The organism is Glycomyces sp. NPDC021274, from assembly GCF_040641195.1.
In the GTDB taxonomy this organism is placed as follows: Bacteria; Actinomycetota; Actinomycetes; order Mycobacteriales; family Micromonosporaceae; genus Glycomyces.
Genome location: NZ_JBFADC010000021.1, coordinates 18580 through 34577, shown reverse-complemented (window position 1 = coordinate 34577; position 15998 = coordinate 18580). Strand labels below are relative to the sequence as shown.

General features: G+C 71.4%; 11 protein-coding genes. 2 read left to right on the top strand and 9 right to left on the bottom strand.

From position 1 onward, the window contains the following. Positions 1 to 133: 133 nt before the first annotated feature. Positions 134 to 2944, bottom strand: a complete 2811-nt coding sequence (locus tag AB0I03_RS25685) for an AAA family ATPase (protein ID WP_360417117.1) — start codon at positions 2942 to 2944, stop codon at positions 134 to 136. Positions 2945 to 3145: 201 nt separating this feature from the next. Here AB0I03_RS25685 and AB0I03_RS25680 point away from each other — a divergent pair, with 201 nt between their 5' ends. Next, positions 3146 to 3781: a hypothetical protein gene (locus AB0I03_RS25680; RefSeq protein ID WP_360417115.1), complete on the top strand. Its 636-nt coding sequence runs from the start codon at positions 3146 to 3148 to the stop codon at positions 3779 to 3781. Positions 3782 to 4101: 320 nt separating this feature from the next. Here the strand turns inward: AB0I03_RS25680 and AB0I03_RS25675 are convergent, their stop codons facing one another. The 5 genes from AB0I03_RS25675 to AB0I03_RS25655 all read right to left on the bottom strand — a co-directional run bounded on the left by AB0I03_RS25675 (position 4102) and on the right by AB0I03_RS25655 (position 10143). Continuing rightward, positions 4102 to 5004, bottom strand: coding sequence for a hydroxymethylglutaryl-CoA lyase (locus tag AB0I03_RS25675; RefSeq protein WP_360417113.1), 903 nt, complete (start codon positions 5002 to 5004; stop codon positions 4102 to 4104). A gap of 440 nt (positions 5005 to 5444) precedes the next feature. Further along, complete coding sequence (locus AB0I03_RS25670; RefSeq protein WP_270118844.1) at positions 5445 to 6032, bottom strand: TetR/AcrR family transcriptional regulator; 588 nt, start codon at positions 6030 to 6032, stop codon at positions 5445 to 5447. A 372-nt stretch (positions 6033 to 6404) separates the two neighbouring features. Then, positions 6405 to 7280, bottom strand: coding sequence for a hypothetical protein (locus tag AB0I03_RS25665; RefSeq protein WP_360417111.1), 876 nt, complete (start codon positions 7278 to 7280; stop codon positions 6405 to 6407). Positions 7281 to 7369: 89 nt separating this feature from the next. Next, positions 7370 to 7945 carry a dCTP deaminase gene (dcd, locus tag AB0I03_RS25660; protein WP_360417108.1) on the bottom strand — a complete coding sequence of 192 codons (576 nt, stop codon included), beginning with the start codon at positions 7943 to 7945 and terminating at the stop codon, positions 7370 to 7372. A gap of 59 nt (positions 7946 to 8004) precedes the next feature. Then, entirely contained in the window at positions 8005 to 10143 is a 2139-nt protein-coding gene (locus tag AB0I03_RS25655; RefSeq protein ID WP_360417106.1) for a hypothetical protein, read from the bottom strand. A gap of 80 nt (positions 10144 to 10223) precedes the next feature. Here AB0I03_RS25655 and AB0I03_RS25650 point away from each other — a divergent pair, with 80 nt between their 5' ends. Then, positions 10224 to 10919: a glycosyltransferase family 2 protein gene (locus AB0I03_RS25650; RefSeq protein ID WP_360417104.1), complete on the top strand. Its 696-nt coding sequence runs from the start codon at positions 10224 to 10226 to the stop codon at positions 10917 to 10919. A gap of 7 nt (positions 10920 to 10926) precedes the next feature. Here AB0I03_RS25650 and AB0I03_RS25645 read toward each other — a convergent pair whose 3' ends face one another. The 3 genes from AB0I03_RS25645 to AB0I03_RS25635 form a co-directional block, all read right to left on the bottom strand. Further along, positions 10927 to 12525, bottom strand: coding sequence for a serine/threonine-protein kinase (locus AB0I03_RS25645; RefSeq protein ID WP_360417102.1), 1599 nt, complete (start codon positions 12523 to 12525; stop codon positions 10927 to 10929). Positions 12526 to 13986: 1461 nt separating this feature from the next. Continuing rightward, on the bottom strand, positions 13987 to 14592 hold the full coding sequence (locus AB0I03_RS25640) for an LUD domain-containing protein (RefSeq protein ID WP_360417100.1): 606 nt from the start codon (positions 14590 to 14592) through the stop codon (positions 13987 to 13989). Continuing rightward, complete coding sequence (locus tag AB0I03_RS25635; RefSeq protein ID WP_360417119.1) at positions 14589 to 15929, bottom strand: LutB/LldF family L-lactate oxidation iron-sulfur protein; 1341 nt, start codon at positions 15927 to 15929, stop codon at positions 14589 to 14591. The genes AB0I03_RS25640 and AB0I03_RS25635 overlap by 4 nt, the downstream gene beginning before the upstream one ends. Between the last annotated feature and the right edge of the window lie 69 nt (positions 15930 to 15998).

Genomic DNA, 15998 nt, shown 5'->3' with positions numbered 1-15998 from the left:
GGCCCCGTGGGGGCGCTCGTGGGGGTGGGGGGGGCGTGGGTGTCCTCGCGCAGCGGGTGGGGGCCGCGGTGCGGGGGGGGGGCTTTCCCGGGGGGGGGGGATGCGGCCCGGCCGGGCCGCATCCCCCGCCGACCTACAGGTCCAGCTTCGCCAGTTCCGTGCGCGACGAGACGCCGAGCTTGGGGTAGGCGTTGTACAGGTGGTAGCCGACCGTCCGCGGGCTGACGAACAGCTGCTCGCCGATCTGGCGGTTGGTGAGACCGTCGGCGGCGAGCCGCACCACCTGGAGTTCTTGCGGTGTCAGGAGTTCGGCGAGGTCGGGCTTCGACTCGACGGCCGTCGAGTCGCCCGCCGCGCGCAGTTCCCCTTGGGCCCGTTGCGTCCACGGCACCGTGCCGAGCCGCTCGAAGACCTCGGTGGCCTCGCGCAGGTGCGCGCGGGCCTCGTTGATGCGCCGCACCCGCCGCAGCCACTCGCCGTACAGCAGCTCGGTGCGGGCCCGCTCGAACGGGTCGATGTCGTCGGCGCGGTGCAGCTCCACGGCCCGCGCGAAGTGCGTCCCGGCCCCGGCCTCGGTCGCGAACAGCGCCCGGCAGCGCTCCACGAGCGCCTCCCAGTGGGACCGGCCCGTCGCGTCAGCCCAGTCGGCGAACCAGTCGAACGCCTCCTTGACCTCGGGGAGCCGCCCGGAGCGGAACGCGGCCTCCACCAGCGTCGGCACCTGCATGAGCACCTCCATGGGCGTGACGCCCTCGGCGATCCGCAGCAGCCGCTCGAACGCGGCCTCGTAGCGGCCGAGCCCCAGTTCCAGCAGGCCCAGCGCGGTGTCGGCGGGGATCACGGAGTCCTCGGGCGCGTCCTGGATCGCGGCGGCCACGAGTTCGCGGCAGCGCCGCTCCTCGCCGCGGATGGCGGCGATCGGCAGCAGGACCCAGATGCGGCCCTGCATGAGCGCCCGGCGGTCGTTCTGCTCGTGCGCCAGCTCGATCGCGCTGGAGGCGGACGCCTGCGCGTCCGCGTACCGTCCATAGTGGAACTGGGTCTGGGCCTGCACCAGCAGCGCCTGCACCAGCGGGCTCATCGCGCCGCGCTCACGGCAGGCCCGCACCTGCTCGGCCGCGGCCTGGTACGCGGCCGGCACGTCACCGGCGAGGAACCGCCAGCGCGCCGCCAGGACCTGGTCGAACGCCTGGAAATCCTGGTGGAGCGGCTGGTAGTAGTCGTAGAGGGAGCGCAGCGCGTCGACCGCCTCACTGGCGGTGTCGTCGGGCTGGCGGTTGAGGCCGGCCGCGGCGCGCGCGAGGCGGCGCACCCAGGCGTTGTTGGAACCGCCGTACTTCGAGGCGAGCCCGGACGCGTACTTCACCTTCGTGAAATCGCCGGTCTCCCAGGCGTTCCAGACACCGCGCAGCAGCGGGTAGCCGGTGTTCTCGTGCCCGGTGGCCGCGTAGTGCTCGGCCGAGTCCATCCACACGTCGAAGCCCTTGGAGTTCCCGGCCCAGGAGAGGATCGTGGCGCGGATGAGCGCCGTGCGGGCGAGGAGCACGTGGTCGTCGGTGAGCCGCTCGGCGGCCTCGGCGAGTTCGACGGCCTTGCCGGTCATCCCTGCGACGTAAGCGCACTGGGCGGCCTCGGTGAGGCGGCGGGCCCGCCGGCAGGGGTCGGGGGTGAAGCTCGCCGCGCGCTCGAGGGCGGCCATCTCGGCGACGCAGCCGCCGCGTTCGGCCTCATAGGACGCGATCGCTTCGAGCGCCGCGGCGGCCTTCTCGTCCAAGCCCGTGGTCGCGGCGGCGAGGTGGCGGGCGGCACGGATGTCGCCGTCGCCGAACGCCTCGGACAGGGCCCGGTGCGCTTCGATGCGGCGGGCGCGCGGCGCCGAATGGTAAGCGGTGGAACGGATCAGGGGGTGCACGAACTCGATGCGCCCGCGGTGGTACCGCAGCAGGTCGTCCACTTCGGCCGGTTCGAGGTCGGCGAGGCTCGCGTCGAGCTTCGCGGCGGCCTCGGCGATCACGGCGGTCTCACCGGTCTCCTCGGCGGCCGCGAGCAGCATGATCGTGCGCGTGCTCTCGGGGAGGGCGATGATGCGTTCGGTGAACGCCTGCTTGATGCGGGAGGTCGTGGAGTAGCGGCTGTTGGAGGTGTCGGCGCGCAGCAGCGACTCCTCGTTGTCGGCGGCCGGCAGCTCCAAGAGCGCCAGCGGGTTGCCCTCGGCCATCCGCAGGATCCAGTCGCGGCCGGTGAACGGGATCTCGTCGGCGCGCATGTCCAGGATCGCCTGCGAGGCGTCGAGGTCCAGCGGGCCGAGGGTCAGCTCCGGGATGCCCGGGGCCGGGAAGTCGGGCGCGAAGCCGTCCCGCACGACCAGGACCATCGTGATCGACTCGGTCGAGAGTCGCCGGGCGGCGAACAGCAGCGCGTTCGTGGAGTCCCGGTCGAGCCAGTGCGCGTCGTCGATGACCACGTACACCGGCTGCTTCGCCGAGGCGTCCACGAGCAGGTTCAGCAGGGCGAGGCCGACCTGCAGCGAATGGGCGCGGCCCGTGCCGTCGCCCATGCCGAGCGCGGTGCGCAGCGCCTCCGACTGGGCGGCCGGGAGGCGGTCGATCCGGTCGAGCAGCGGATGCAGCAGCATCTGCAGGCCCGCATAGGACCAGGTGTGCTCGGCCTCGACGCCGAGGGTCCGCAGGACGGTGAACCCCTCGGCGCGCGGGATGACCGCGTCGACGATCGCGGACTTGCCGATCCCCGGCTCGCCGCGCACCACCAGCGCACCGCCGTGGCCGACGCGGGCGCCGTCCAGGAGCGCCTGGATCGAGTCGAGCTCCGCGTCGCGGCCGTACAGGACCGGCCGGTCGGCGTGGTCGGGCTCGTCCAGGAGCGAAGGGGCACCGCGTTCGGCGACGCCCTGGCGCGCGCGCGTGGTGGGGGCGATGGGTTTCACGGCGGCTCCATCCTCAGGACGACCGGGGACTCCTCCAGGGTAGCCACGGGCACCGACGGCTCGCATCTGTCATTCGACTGGGGTCGACTGCGGCGCCCGCCACCAGGTAGAACGCCCGCGCCGACCGGGTTCAGGTCCCAGTCGCCCGGACCAGTCGTCCGACCGGGGCGCACGCGCCCGCCCGGACCTAGCGTCAATGGCATGACCGCACCTACAGAGATCCAGACGCCAAGGGGCGCAGCGCCTGCACGACGCGCGCTCCGCTGGGCGCCGGCGCTGTGGGCGGCTTACGCGCAGGCCGTGGCCTTCGCGGCCGCCGCAGTGACCGCGTTCCTGATCACCGACATCGCCGCCGGCTTCCACGCCTCGCCGGGGACGCGGCTGTGGCCGCTCGGCGCCTTCGCGATAGGCCTGGTCGTCACTGCGAACGCGACCCGCCGCACCGGCGCCCTCGGACGCGCCCGCTACACCGGTTCGATCGCCTTGGGTGCGTTGGCGCTCGGCGCACTCGCATTGGCGCTGGCACCGAGCTTCGCCTTCGCCGTGGGCGCGGCCGGAGCGTTCGGCGTCGCCGCAGGCAGCGCCATCGCGCTGGCGGGTCGGGTGCTGGCGGCCGCGGAGATCGGCGACGGCTCGGCCTCGGTCGCGCTCTCCGCCGGGGCGCTCCTGGCCGGGATCGCGGCGGGCGTGGGTTCGCTGTTCGCGGTGCCGCTGTACGGCTGGCGGGGCGTGTTCGGCCTCGTGGTGGTCGCGGCGGTGCTGGCGGCGTGGAAATTCGCGGAACATGTCCCGGATGATGCCGCCGCGTTAAGGAAATGTGACGTGAGATTCGCCTGAGTTCCCTGGGCGCTCTGGAGTTTCAATGTCACGATGAGGTCGTCCGGGTATTCGGAGGTTTTACCCGGCACGCGGGCACCGGCCGTCCTGTGGCGGTGTCCGGAAGAAGGCCCCGGGGAGGTTCGAGACCCCGGGGCCTTCGCCATGCCCGCCTGCGGCTGACGATCGCGAAGCCGGTCCATGCCAGCGCATGTCAAAGCACCCCGCACGATGCCGTATCGAAGGCATCGGTCCATCCGCCTAGCGGTTCCTGAAGGCCGCTTCAGGCGGCTTCAGCTCTGCTTCAGGTTCGGGTGTGCAGACTCGTCCTGAGTCGAGTTTCAACTCGCGTGTTTCACCGAGCGGGGTCCGGCGCGAAGGACGCCGGATTCGAGCGGACGGCCCACGATCTCTTGGGCGAGTTCGGCAGTGCGGATGAGGGCTTCGAGGTCCACACCGGTCTCCACACCCATGTCGTGGAGCATGTGGACCACTTCCTCGGTCGCCACATTGCCGGAGGCGCCCGGAGCGAACGGGCAGCCGCCGATCCCCCCGACGCTGGCGTCGAACTCCACGACGCCGCGATCGAGCGCAGTGAGGAGGTTGGCCAGGGCGGTTCCCCGGGTGTCGTGGAAGTGCATGAGCGTCGGCAGATCGGTGTCGACGGCGTCGAGCAGGTCCGTGACACGGCGAGGGGTCCCCATACCGGTGGTGTCGCCGAAGGCGACTCGACCGGCCCCGGCGGCCTCGGCCGCCTCCACGATCCGGGCGACCTTCGCGGGCGCGATGTCGCCCTCGAAGGGGCAGCCGAAGCTCGTGGCGATGATGACCTCGACCGAGGCCAGGTGCTCGCGCGCCAGGCCGCAGATGTCGGGCAGCTCGGCGAGCGATTCGGCGACGCTGCGCCCGATGTTGGCGCGGTTGTGGGTCTCCGAGGCCGAGACGACCAGCTCGACGGCGGTGAATCCGGCGTCGAGGGCCCGCTGCACACCGCGGGTGTTCGGGGCGAGGGCGCTGTAGCGGATGCCGGAGTGCTTCTCGACGGCCGCCCACACCTCGGCGGCGTCGGCCATCTGCGGCACGGCCTTCGGGCTGACGAAGCTGACGGCCTCGATGCGCGAGAGTCCGGTGCGCGAGAGCGCGTCGATCAGCCGGATCTTCTCGGCGGTCGGCACAGGGGGTTCGTTCTGCAGGCCGTCGCGAGGAGCGACCTCGCGCAGTGAGACCCGATCGGGCTGGTGCATGCTCCTCCTCCCCGAGGCCGCGACCCGTTGCGGCCCACCAGCCCATGCTAACCCCCTATCCCGAAATACGGGACGGACGCCGACAGGAAAGGAGTCGCCTTCACGACCCAGTGATCAAGGAAGGCCGCAAGCGGCCGAACACGGCCCAAGCGAGGCCTAAAACGCGCGAGCGGCCCGCGCGATACGCGCGATCCGGCGCGACAGCGGCGTGGCCGACGTTGCCTCCAGGCGACGCGCGCCCCGGAGCCGCCCGGGCGCGGCGACCTGCAACGCGATGGGCGCGGATGCTCGCGAGCGCGGGCAATGCGGGCAGCGAGCGCAACGCCGCGGTGCGCTCGCACCAGGGAGGTGGGGAGGTCGGTGGTGGGTGGGTGGGTGGGTGGGTGGGTGGGCGGGGCGGGGGGGAGGGCCCCGAAAGCGGCCGCTTCTCGCTTCGCCGGCTAGCCCGGGTCGAGGGCTCGGAGGGCTGCTGCTCGCAGGAGTGCTGCGGTCTCGTCGGCGCTGACCTCGTCCCCGAGGGACAGGTACGGGGTCGAGTTCATGAGGCCGAAGGCGCCGTGCGCGAGCACGCGGGCCTGTTCGGGTTGGAGGCCGGGGCGCAGGCGGCACAGGACGCCCACCCACTCCTCGACGTACACGCGCTGGAGCTTGCGGACCTGCCGCCGCGGCTCCTCCGGGAGCCGGTCGAGCTCGTGCAGGTGGAGGATGACGATCTCCGGCGAGTCGATGACGACCTCGAGGTGGAAGTCCACCAGCGCCTCGAGCGCGGCCTGCGGGTCCTCCGAGTGGAGCGACGCCCAGTGCCGCCCGCCCGCCAGGAGGCGCTCGGAGACGGGGATGAGCGCGTCGGCGAGCATCTGCTCCTTGCCGCCCTTGAAGTGGTGGTACAGCGCCGGCCCGGTGATGGAGGCGGCCGCGCCGATGTCGTCCATCGACACGCCGTGGTATCCGTGCTTGGCGAGCAGTCTGACGGCGACATCGAGGATCTCGCGGCGGCGTTTGGAGCCGCCCCGGCTATCGGCATTCATCTCCACCTCGATGAGGCTACTCGTGCGTACTCGCCCGAGCAGGGAGCAAAAGCCCACTTTCGCAAGGGCGCAGGTCGTGAATCGGCCCCGGACGCGGGCCGGCCGCACGCGTTCACGCGCGATGTTCAGGATCAGGAGGACCATCGGCCCGAACTCCGTCACGCGCACTGATCAAGATCAGGGGACCATCCGCCGCACGCCGTCACGCGCGGCGATCGAGATCAGGGCACCAACGCCCCCTCACGCGGGCCGGCCGCACCCCCGCCGGTGAAAGCGGGAATGCGGCCGTCGTGTCGAGCAGTGCTGTTGTGGTTGTGCCGCTCTAGGTGAACCGCCGCGGGAGACCGGACACATCGCCTCCCGGGGCGCCTCCTAGGGCTCGTTCGGCGGCATCGGGCGGTCGGTCTCGCGACCGGGTCCGGCGCTGGTGCCGCGCGGCCGGGCGCCTTCAGCCATCGCGCCGCCCATGGTGCCCGCCTCGCCCATCGTGCCCGCCGCCGGGGCCTGGGTGTCAGTGTCGGCACCGTACCGGTCGGAGCTGTACGTCTGCGACATCGACGAGGTCGCGTCGCGGTTCGTGCCGGAAGTGCTCTTCATCTTCCCGGCCTCGTCCTCGGCGGTGTCGAGCATCCGCTGCCAGCGCTCGCGCATGGGGCCGACGAGCCCGCCGCCGACGCCGACGATGACGACGCCGGCGATCATCGCGAGGACCGTCCACATGATCGGCGTGGTCACGGTCGTGGCGATCCCGACCTGCCCGAACGCGGCGACCGCGCCGAAGAACACGATCGCGACCTGGCTGATCCGCGCCACGGTCTTGCCGTAGCTCGTCTCCTCGAGGGTGCCGTTGACCAGGCCGTACACGGCGTTGGCGATCGCGAACGCCACCACGACGATGACGAGTGCGACGAACAGCTGCGGCAGCCAGCCCACGAGCTGGTTGATGAGGGTCGACACGGGATTGTTCCCGAACGCGCCGAACGCGAGCTGCAGGGTGAACAGCAGCAGCGCGAAGTACACGAGCTTGCCGAGCAGGTCGCTCAGCTCGAATTTGCCGGTGAAGCGGCGCAGGCCCGATTTCGCGCCGACCTTGTCGAGGCCGACCTTGTGGAGCAGCTTGCCCACGAGTCTGCCGATCCATTTGCTGACGATCCAGCCGACGATGAGGATCGCCAGGAACGCCAGCGCGCGCGGCAGAAACGCTACGACGCTGTCCAACATGTTCTGGAAGCTCTGCGAGATGTCCATATCCGCAGGCTAAGCCGGTTACGGCCGCTGTTCGGGCGGTTTGCGCGAGAAAGTCCCGCGATCGGTCGACCCGAAACGGACACCGCGCCCTACGTGGGCCAAGTGCGCCAGTGCATCCACGATTTCGACGGGGTGGGGCCGCGCTGGTCCTGGTAGCGGGAGAAGTTGGCGCCCGCGCCGTAGGGGTTCTCGGCGGGGCTGGTGAGCCGGAAGACGCACAACTGCCCGATCTTCATCCCGGGCCAGAGGGTGATGGGGAGGTTCGCGACGTTGGAGAGCTCGAGGGTGACGTGCCCGGAGAACCCGGGGTCGATGAATCCGGCGGTGGAGTGGGTGAGCAGGCCGAGGCGGCCGAGGCTGGACTTGCCTTCGAGGCGCGCGGCGAGGTCGTTCGGGAGGGAGAAGACCTCGAGGGTGGAGGCGAGGACGAATTCGCCGGGGTGGAGCACGAACGGCTCGTCGTCGCCGACCTCGACCTCAGCGGTGAGGTCGTCCTGCTGCTTGGAGGGGTCGATGTGGGTGTACTTCTGGTTGTTGAACACCCGGAACCGCCGGTCGAGGCGGACGTCGATGCTGGAGGGCTGCACGAGTTCGTCTTCGAACGGCTCGATGCCGAGGCGGTCGTTCTTGACGGCGTCGAGGATGTCGCGGTCGCTAAGCAGCATGCGCCCAGGTTAGTGGGCGGCCGTCGGCGCAGCTCAACGGCCCCGGGGGTGGGTGCGGCTCACGGCTGGGCGGGCGGGACGGCGTAGGCGACGGTGCCGAGGTCGTGGTACTCCCAGCCGGCTGGGACGAGGTTCGCGCACTCGTCGAGGTCTTCGGCGCAGACGATGGCGTCCATGGTCGCCGGGTCGGGCGGGTTCTGGTCGGGGACGACCGACTGGAGGGCGTACAGCTCGGTGTCCTCGGGCAGGAGGATCCACCACGGGTACTCCCAGGAGTCGTTGCCCTGGACGATGCCGACGCGTTCGGGGTCGACCGCGGCGACGGCGGCGGCGGCCTCCTCGTACTGGGGCAGCCATTCCTGGCGGCGCACGAACCGCTCTTCGAGGTCGGTGACGCTGAAGACGGACCAGGTGCCGGCGAGGCGGCGCGGGTAGCCGTACGCGACGGTGAGGACGCCGGCGAGCGAGGCGACGACGGCGACCACGGTGACGAGGACGCACGCGGCGCGGCGGCGGCCCCGTTCGCGGGCGGTCGCGGCGAAGCCCTTGACCAGGGCGGCGGCGAGGAGTCCGGCGGCGGGGGCGCCGAGGACGACGAGGAACATGACGAGCCGGTTCACCCAGGGCTGCCAGGAGACGGTGCAGACGACGCCGATGAAGGCGACGGCGAGCGCGGCGGCGTAGGCGCGGCGCAGGCCGGGGCCTTTGACGGCGAACCAGACGAGGCCGGCGAGGGCGGCGAGGCCGGTGATGGGGAACGCGGCGCGGTCCTCGTCGGGGTACCAGGCGCGCACGGGGAACTCGCTGGAGCCGAAGGTGATCCGGGGGTCGTTGGGGTCGACGCCCATGAGGTTCGCGAGGCCGTTGACGGCGGCGGCGAACCCGTCGGAGAGGAAGAACAGGGGCGTGTCGAGGTTGGTCTGGGCTATGCGCAGGCCGTTGATGAGGAGCAGGCGCGGGTCGGCGGTCTGGACGCCGATGGAGTCGCGCAGGATCTCGGGGCCGAGGGGGTGGCCGAAGGCCTGGTGCATGCGCAGGAGGAAGGGCCCGACTAGGACGAGGGCGATGGCGAGGACGGCGAGGGACGCGGCCACGGTGGCGGCGCGGGCGGCGGCGGCCCGCGAGGCGTCGGCGCGGGAGCACCGCTGCGGGCTGCGTCCGCACAGGCAGGGGCGGCGGCGCCGGCCGTCGCGCACGAGCCGTCCGATGCCCCAGATGAGGAGGAGCGGGGCGGCGGCGAGGAGCCCGGTGCTCTTGGTGACGGCGATGAGCCCCAGGGCGAGGCCGAGGTAGACCGCGTCGGAGCGGGGGGCGGTGGCGCGCAGGAGCGCCTCGCCCGGGCGGGTGAATTCGTCGAGGACGATCGTGGCGAGGCACGCGACCCAGGCGGCGGCGACGAGGTCGACCTGGGTGCTGGAGGCCTGGAGGAGCACTTCGGGGGTGGTGGCGAGGATGAAGACGGTGGCGAGCTGGGCTACGGGGCCGCCGCCGAGCTGCGCGGCGATCCGGGACGCGGCGAGGGCCGCGCCGATCCCGGCGAGGAACTGGAGGAGGTTGTACGCGCCGTCCCCGCCGGAGAGGAGCCGCAGGTGGGTGAGGAGGTATTCGGAGCCGGGCCCGATGTCGACCTGCCGGTGGATGTCGGTGGGGTAGACGGCGACGGAGGCGTTCTGGATCCAGTGCTCGATGCGCGGCAGGTGGTAGGTCTGGGAGTCGAAGTTGTTGGGGGACGAGCCGATCGCGAGGACGGCGACGCTGATGGCGAGGATCGCGATGACGCAGCCGAGCGCCCACTGCCAGGCGGGGGCCGCGGCGGCGGCGGACTTGGTGCGCCGCCAGGTGCGGCGGGTGGCGCCCCTGCGCGAGCGCAGTTCCTCGCGGAGGGCGTCGAACGGCTGGCCGCGGCCCGCAGAGCCGCCGGCAGGGGTTACGTCCCGAACAGCGCGCACGAGGACGGCGGCGAAGACGGCGAGGGTGGCCGCGAGCCACGCGATGAGGAGGGTCGGCGCGGTCAGCTCGGTGAACGCGGAGGCGGCTTCGACGACACCGACCGCGTACGCCCCCAACAGGACTGATGCCCGCACGACGGCGAGCCGCGCAGGGGCGAGGACGGCCCCGTCGCGGGGGCGGAGGGCGTAGGCGAGCGCCGGAAGCAGGAGCAGGAGCCACAGGACGAGCAGCACTGCTTCATTCAACACGACCCGTCCGGCCGATGCCGTCCTGGCATGAGCGCGTTATGGTTGTGCAATCTTGTTCGATCCGCGGGGATGGAGCAGCAATGCTGTTGTCGATTCTCGTTCCGGTCTTCAATGAGGAACGCCTCGCTGCCGGAACGTTGAAAGAGCTGCTCGCAGTGGAATTCCCCTGCGAGACCGAGATCGTTGCCGTCGATGACGGCTCCCGCGATCGCTCCTGGGAGGTCCTCCAGACCTTTGAGGACAATCCACGGGTGCGGTTGATCCGCCACGACCGCAACAAAGGGAAGGGCGCGGCGATCCGCACGGCGGCCAAGGCCGCCCACGGCGACCACGTCGTCGTGTTCGACGCGGACGGCGAGTACGACGCCAACGACCTGCCCCGACTCCTCACGCCGGTCCTCGACGGCAAGGCCGAGGTGGTGTACGGGTCGCGCTCGTTCGGCTCGCACTCGGCCTACTCGTTCTGGTACGTGATGGGCAACAAGGGCATCACCCTCGCCGCGAACATCCTGTTCAACTCGTACATCTCGGACCTGGAGACCTGCTACAAGCTCCTGCCGCGCCAGATGTACCTGGACTTGAACATCCGCTCCGGCGGCTTCGGCATGGAGGCCGAACTGACCGCGAAGCTCCTCAAAAAGGGCATCCGCCCCTACGAGGTGCCGATCTCCTACACGGCCCGCAGCCGCGAGGAGGGCAAGAAGATCACCTGGACCGACGGCGTGCAGGCCCTCTGGCTCCTCGGCCGCGAACGCATCCGCCGCTCCAAGCGCTAGCCGGCTCCTACGCGGCGGCGGTGCGCCATTCCTGGTGCTCGTCGCCCTCGGTGCAGGGGCTCAGCGTCGGCACGCCGCCGACCGCGGTCAGGCAGTGGTCGCCGCCGCCCGCGGCGCGGACCTGCCAGAAGTCGGCCTGCTCGGCCTCGCCAGTGCTCACAGCATCGGTGCGCACGTACGTGAACTGCCAGGTCGTGCCGTCGCACGCCGCCGCCAGACCGACCTGCTCGGCGTCCCATTCGATGCAGCCCAGCGCCGCACCGTCCGCGCCGGTCTCGGCGCTGCTGATGCGCAGCGCCTCGCCTTCGGCGGCGAACGCGAACTCGTCGATCCCGTCCTCGCCGCACGACCCCATCGCGGTGCTCGGCGCGGCGTCGGCGTAACCGAGCAGGCAGTCGCCGGTCGCCGCGTTCACGAGCGGCCCGGTGCCCGGGACCGTGGGCGGCGTCGCCGCATCGGCCGCCTCACTGGTCGCCGCATCGCTCGGTTCAGCCGCAGGTGCGGACGCGCCGCCGGTCGGGTCCGCGCTCGCGCCCTCGCCTCCCGGATCCTCCTCGTCGAAGAACCGCATGGCGCCCACCGTCAATGCCGCGGCGACGACCACGGCCGCGAGTGCCGTCAGCACGCCACGGCCGCGCCGCTTCTGCGGGCCCGGCGGAGGCGGCGGCGCGGCCGCCGGGGCGGGCATCGGTGCAGGCGGCCGCGGCGGCGATGACGGCACCAGCAAGTCCACTGTGGTGCGATCGGGTTCGGGCGGCGCGGCCGGTTTCGCCTGCGCGACGGCGACCCTGCACTCCTGGGCGAACATCGCGGCGGAGGCCGGGCGGTCCTCGGGGTCCTTCGCCAGCGCCCAGTCGACCAGCTCGGCCACCGCGGCCGGCACGCTCACCGGCAGCGGCGGCGGGGCCTCGTGGAGGTGCCCGGTGATCACGGCCGCGGGCGAGTCCCGCGCGAACGGCCTGGCGCCGCTGAGGCACTCGTGGGCGATGACGCCGAGCGAGTACAGGTCCGAGGCCGCGGTCAGCGCCTCCCCGCGCAGCTGCTCGGGCGAGGCGTAGCCGACGGTGCCGAGCACGGTGCCCGTGGCCGTGAGCGCGGCCTGGTCGCGGCGCAGCGCGATCCCGAAGTCGAGCACCGTGGGCGCGCCCTTGGCGTCGACGATGATGTTGGCGGGCTTGACGTCCCGGTGCACGATCCCGGCCCGGTGCGCGGCCTCGAGCGCGTCCGCGATCTGCGCGAGCAGCGGCAGCACCCGGTACGCGGGCATCGGCGCGTGCCGCTCGATGACCATGTGCAGCGACAGGCCCTCCAGGAACTGCATGACCAGGTACGTGACGGCCTCGCCGTGCTCGTCGCGTTCGGCGCGGACATCGAAGACGTCGACCACGCCGGGCGCGTGCAGGGCCGCGACGGTGCGGGCCTCCTCGACGAAGCGATGGCCGAAGCGCTCGTCGTCGGAGAGCGCCGCATGCAGGACTTTCACCGCGACGGTCCGGCGGAGCATGGTGTCCTCGGCCCGCCAGACCTCACCCATCCCCCCGGCGCCGATCCGCTGCTGAAGGAGGTAGCGGCTGCCAAGCAGCACACCGGGTCTCGTGAAGAGCATGGCGCCGATTATGACCGCCTCCGGCCACTACGGGGTGTTCATGTCGAATCTGCAATGCGTGACGCCTCGCGCGTCGTGCCTGCCGAATTGCGGGGAGGTGGTGGTTGGCCGCTGTGTTCGCGGTGGGGTTGGTTCTTGGTCGGGGTTCAGGCGGTCAGCGACGAAGAGGTGGGAGATGGCCCCGGGTGGGTTTGCGGGCCTCGGGTGGGATTCGTGGCGGGTCGGTGACACTCCCGAGCGCGGGGGGCCACGGCTGCTTTTCCCTTGCGGCGCAGTGGCTCCGGGGCCGAACGTGAGGGTCTTGTACGCCTGTGGGTGATGACAGCCAGGGGTCACTTGGGAGATAATTGAGGTACGTACAAGGACAGGAAATTCGTACAGGTGCCGGGTAGGTGCAAGCAGACTACGACAAGCCTCTGGCTGAACCGGCAAACCGACTTGTTTCGAGACGACGACCCCGCAAGCCAGGGTGGTCCTCCATTGGAAGCGTCCGATCTCATCCTCGTGCTATCGCCCGCAGCTGTCCGCGCCCCCGATGGGCCGTGACTGGGTGGACGATTCCTGGTCCGGATCACCCTCACCAGCAGGAAGCACCTCACACCGAAGTGTCTTCGACTCGAGTCAGACCCGCCAGCACGACCGGCCGATGCCAGACCGGGCGATGAAGGACCCGGCCCGACAGCACCAGCACGTGTCCATGGCGAAGCACCACCCCGTCCACGCGCCACCATGCGCGCCGAAGGCTATGCCTCCTGGACGGACCAGGCAAGGCGAGTGCAGGGAGGCGAGCCCCCGCAAGCATCCACCCGGGAGAACACATTGGTCCGGAGACGCGGAGCGCACCAGCACCCTGACCGTCCCGAGCGCCGTGATCAGGCGAAGACGCCCGCGCCGGACCAAGGCGCATCGGCACTTCGCTCGATCGGCTGCGACACCGCGAAAGGAGGTGACACGACATGAACAACACGGCCATGCCCCTGAGCCGGCGTAGTGAAAACCACCGCGACGGCGAGTCGATCTTCCCGACCACAAACCACACCCGACCGGCCATCGCCATGCCCGCGACAGCAGCGCCAGTCGGCGACCGCCACCGGCCGCTCCGGCCCGCCGCCGCACCAACGACAACGACCCAGGCCTCCGCCAGGGTCCCCAGTACGGGCTCGGCGACGGCAGCGCACCCGAACTCCGCCACCACCATCTCCGTCGCTGCCCGCGCTAACCGCAACCGTCAACCAGCCCTCGCGGCAGCAGCGCGCCCTCGATCTGAACCTCGCCGTTCTGTCGCTGACCGTCTGAACCGCAACCAAAGACCGGCCCGGATTCACAGTGCAACCGGGGTTCCGCTCCCACATTCGGGCTTTTCGAGCAGGCCATCACCTTGCCTTGCATTCGCCTCCGGCGCACCACCGGCACGCCCGCCTCAGCAGCCCGACCGCGATGTCGAAGCGGCCGGCGCTGCGCTCAGTCGTCGAGGAGGACGACGTCGAGGCGGCGCGGGCCGTGCACACCTTCAACCCTTTGCAGCTCGATGTCGCTCGTCGCCGACGGTCCGGAGATCCAGGTCTGCGGGGCCGTGCGGTCGAGCATCGGCAGGGCCTGCGCCAGGTGGCCCCAGATCTGTTCGCGCCGGACCACCACGACATGGTGGTCCGGGACCAGCGTGATCGCCCTGCGGCCTTGGGCCGCACCGGCGTCGAGCATGATCGTGCCGGAGACAGCGACGGCCGCGGCGCAGCCGGTGAGGACCGCGTCCATCCCGTCCAATTCCGCAGTGGACAGACCGGTGTCGGGAACGAACTCGGCCCCGCCGAGCCGCCAGTCCTCGGGCAGGTCGGCGGGCACGACGACGCGCTTCGCGCCGCCGAGGGCCGCGCTGATCGAGGCGAGGCCGTGGTGGACGTTCGCCTTGTAGTCGACCAGCCGGTCGATGAGCATCGCGGTGATGTCGGTGGCGGCGTCCAGTGATCGCCGGTACTCGCGCGGCGGCTCGGGTGCCTCGCCCGCCCCGTCCAGGGCCCGGCGCATCCGCGCCAGGATCTCCTCGCGCGCCGTCGGTCTCGCGATCATCGCTGCCGCTCCTTCCACCAGTCCCGGAAGTCCTCTTTCGGCGGCACCGGCAGGTCGCGGCTCACCGTCCAGCGGGAACCCGGCCAGGGGAGCCGGCGCAGGAAGCCCTTGCGGCGCCAAGGCATCGACCCCAGCCTTGCGGCCCGCAGCGCGGCCCGCCACAGCTTCGGCCGGGCCATGACCGCTGTCGCCGCGCGCATCGCGGCCTGCTCCCCCGCCTGGTGCGGGCCCTGCTGGCGCAGGTGCACGAGCACTTCGGGGATGTTGATCTTGACCGGGCAGACCTCGTAGCAGGCCCCGCACAGGCTCGAGGCGTACGGCAGGTCGTCGTGCCTCCCCGGTTCGAGCTGGGGCGCGAGGATCGCGCCGATCGGGCCCGGGTAGACGTGGCCGTACGCGTGCCCGCCCGTGCGCTCGTACACCGGGCAGACGTTGAGGCAGGCCGAGCAGCGGATGCACGAGAGCGCCTGGCGGCCGACCTCGTCGGCGAGCACGCCGGTGCGGCCGTTGTCGAGGAGGATGACGTGCACGTCCTTCGGCCCGTCGCCCTCGCGCGCCCCCGTCCACACCGAGGTGTACGGGTTCATGCGCTCCCCTGTGGAGGAACGCGGGAGGAGCTGCATGAAGACCTCGAGGTCGCTGAAGGCCGGCAGCAGCTTCTCGATGCCGACGATGCTGATCAGCGTCTGGGGCATCGTGAGGCACATGCGGCCGTTGCCCTCCGACTCGACGACGACCAGCGAACCGGTCTCGGCGACGGCGAAGTTCGCGCCCGAGACGGCCACCTTCGCCGAGAGGAACCGCCGCCGCAAGTGGAGTCGCGCGGCCTCGGCGAGCGCGGCCGGCTCGTCCGTCAACCCGGCCGGCGCGTCCCCCATCCTCTGGTTGAAGATGTCCCGGATCTGGGTGCGGTTGTAGTGGATCGCGGGCACGAGGATGTGGCTCGGCTTGTCCTCGGCTAGCTGCACGATGAGCTCGGCCAGGTCGGTCTCGTAGGCCTTGAGGCCCACGGCCTCGAAGTGCTCGTTGAGCTCGATCTCCTGGGTGGCCATGGACTTGACCTTGACGACTTCCTCGGCCCCGGCCTCGCGTACGAGGCGTGCGGCGATCTCGTTGGCCTCCTTGGCGTCGCGGGCCCAGTGGACGTGGGCTCCGGCGGCGGTGGCGTTGCGCTCGAACTCGATCGCCAGTTCGGGGAGGCGGTGCTGCACCTCCGCTTTGATCGCGGCGGCGGCGTCGCGCAGGGCCTCCCAGTCGTCGAGTTCACCGGCGACGGCGGCGCGCTTGGTGCGGATGGTGCCGGTGGCGTGGGCGAGGTTCTTGCGCAGCTGCGGCATGCCGAGGGCGACCTTGGCGGCCTTGGGGAACGGCGCGTCGGCGGGGATGAGCGAGGCGGCCGGGACGAA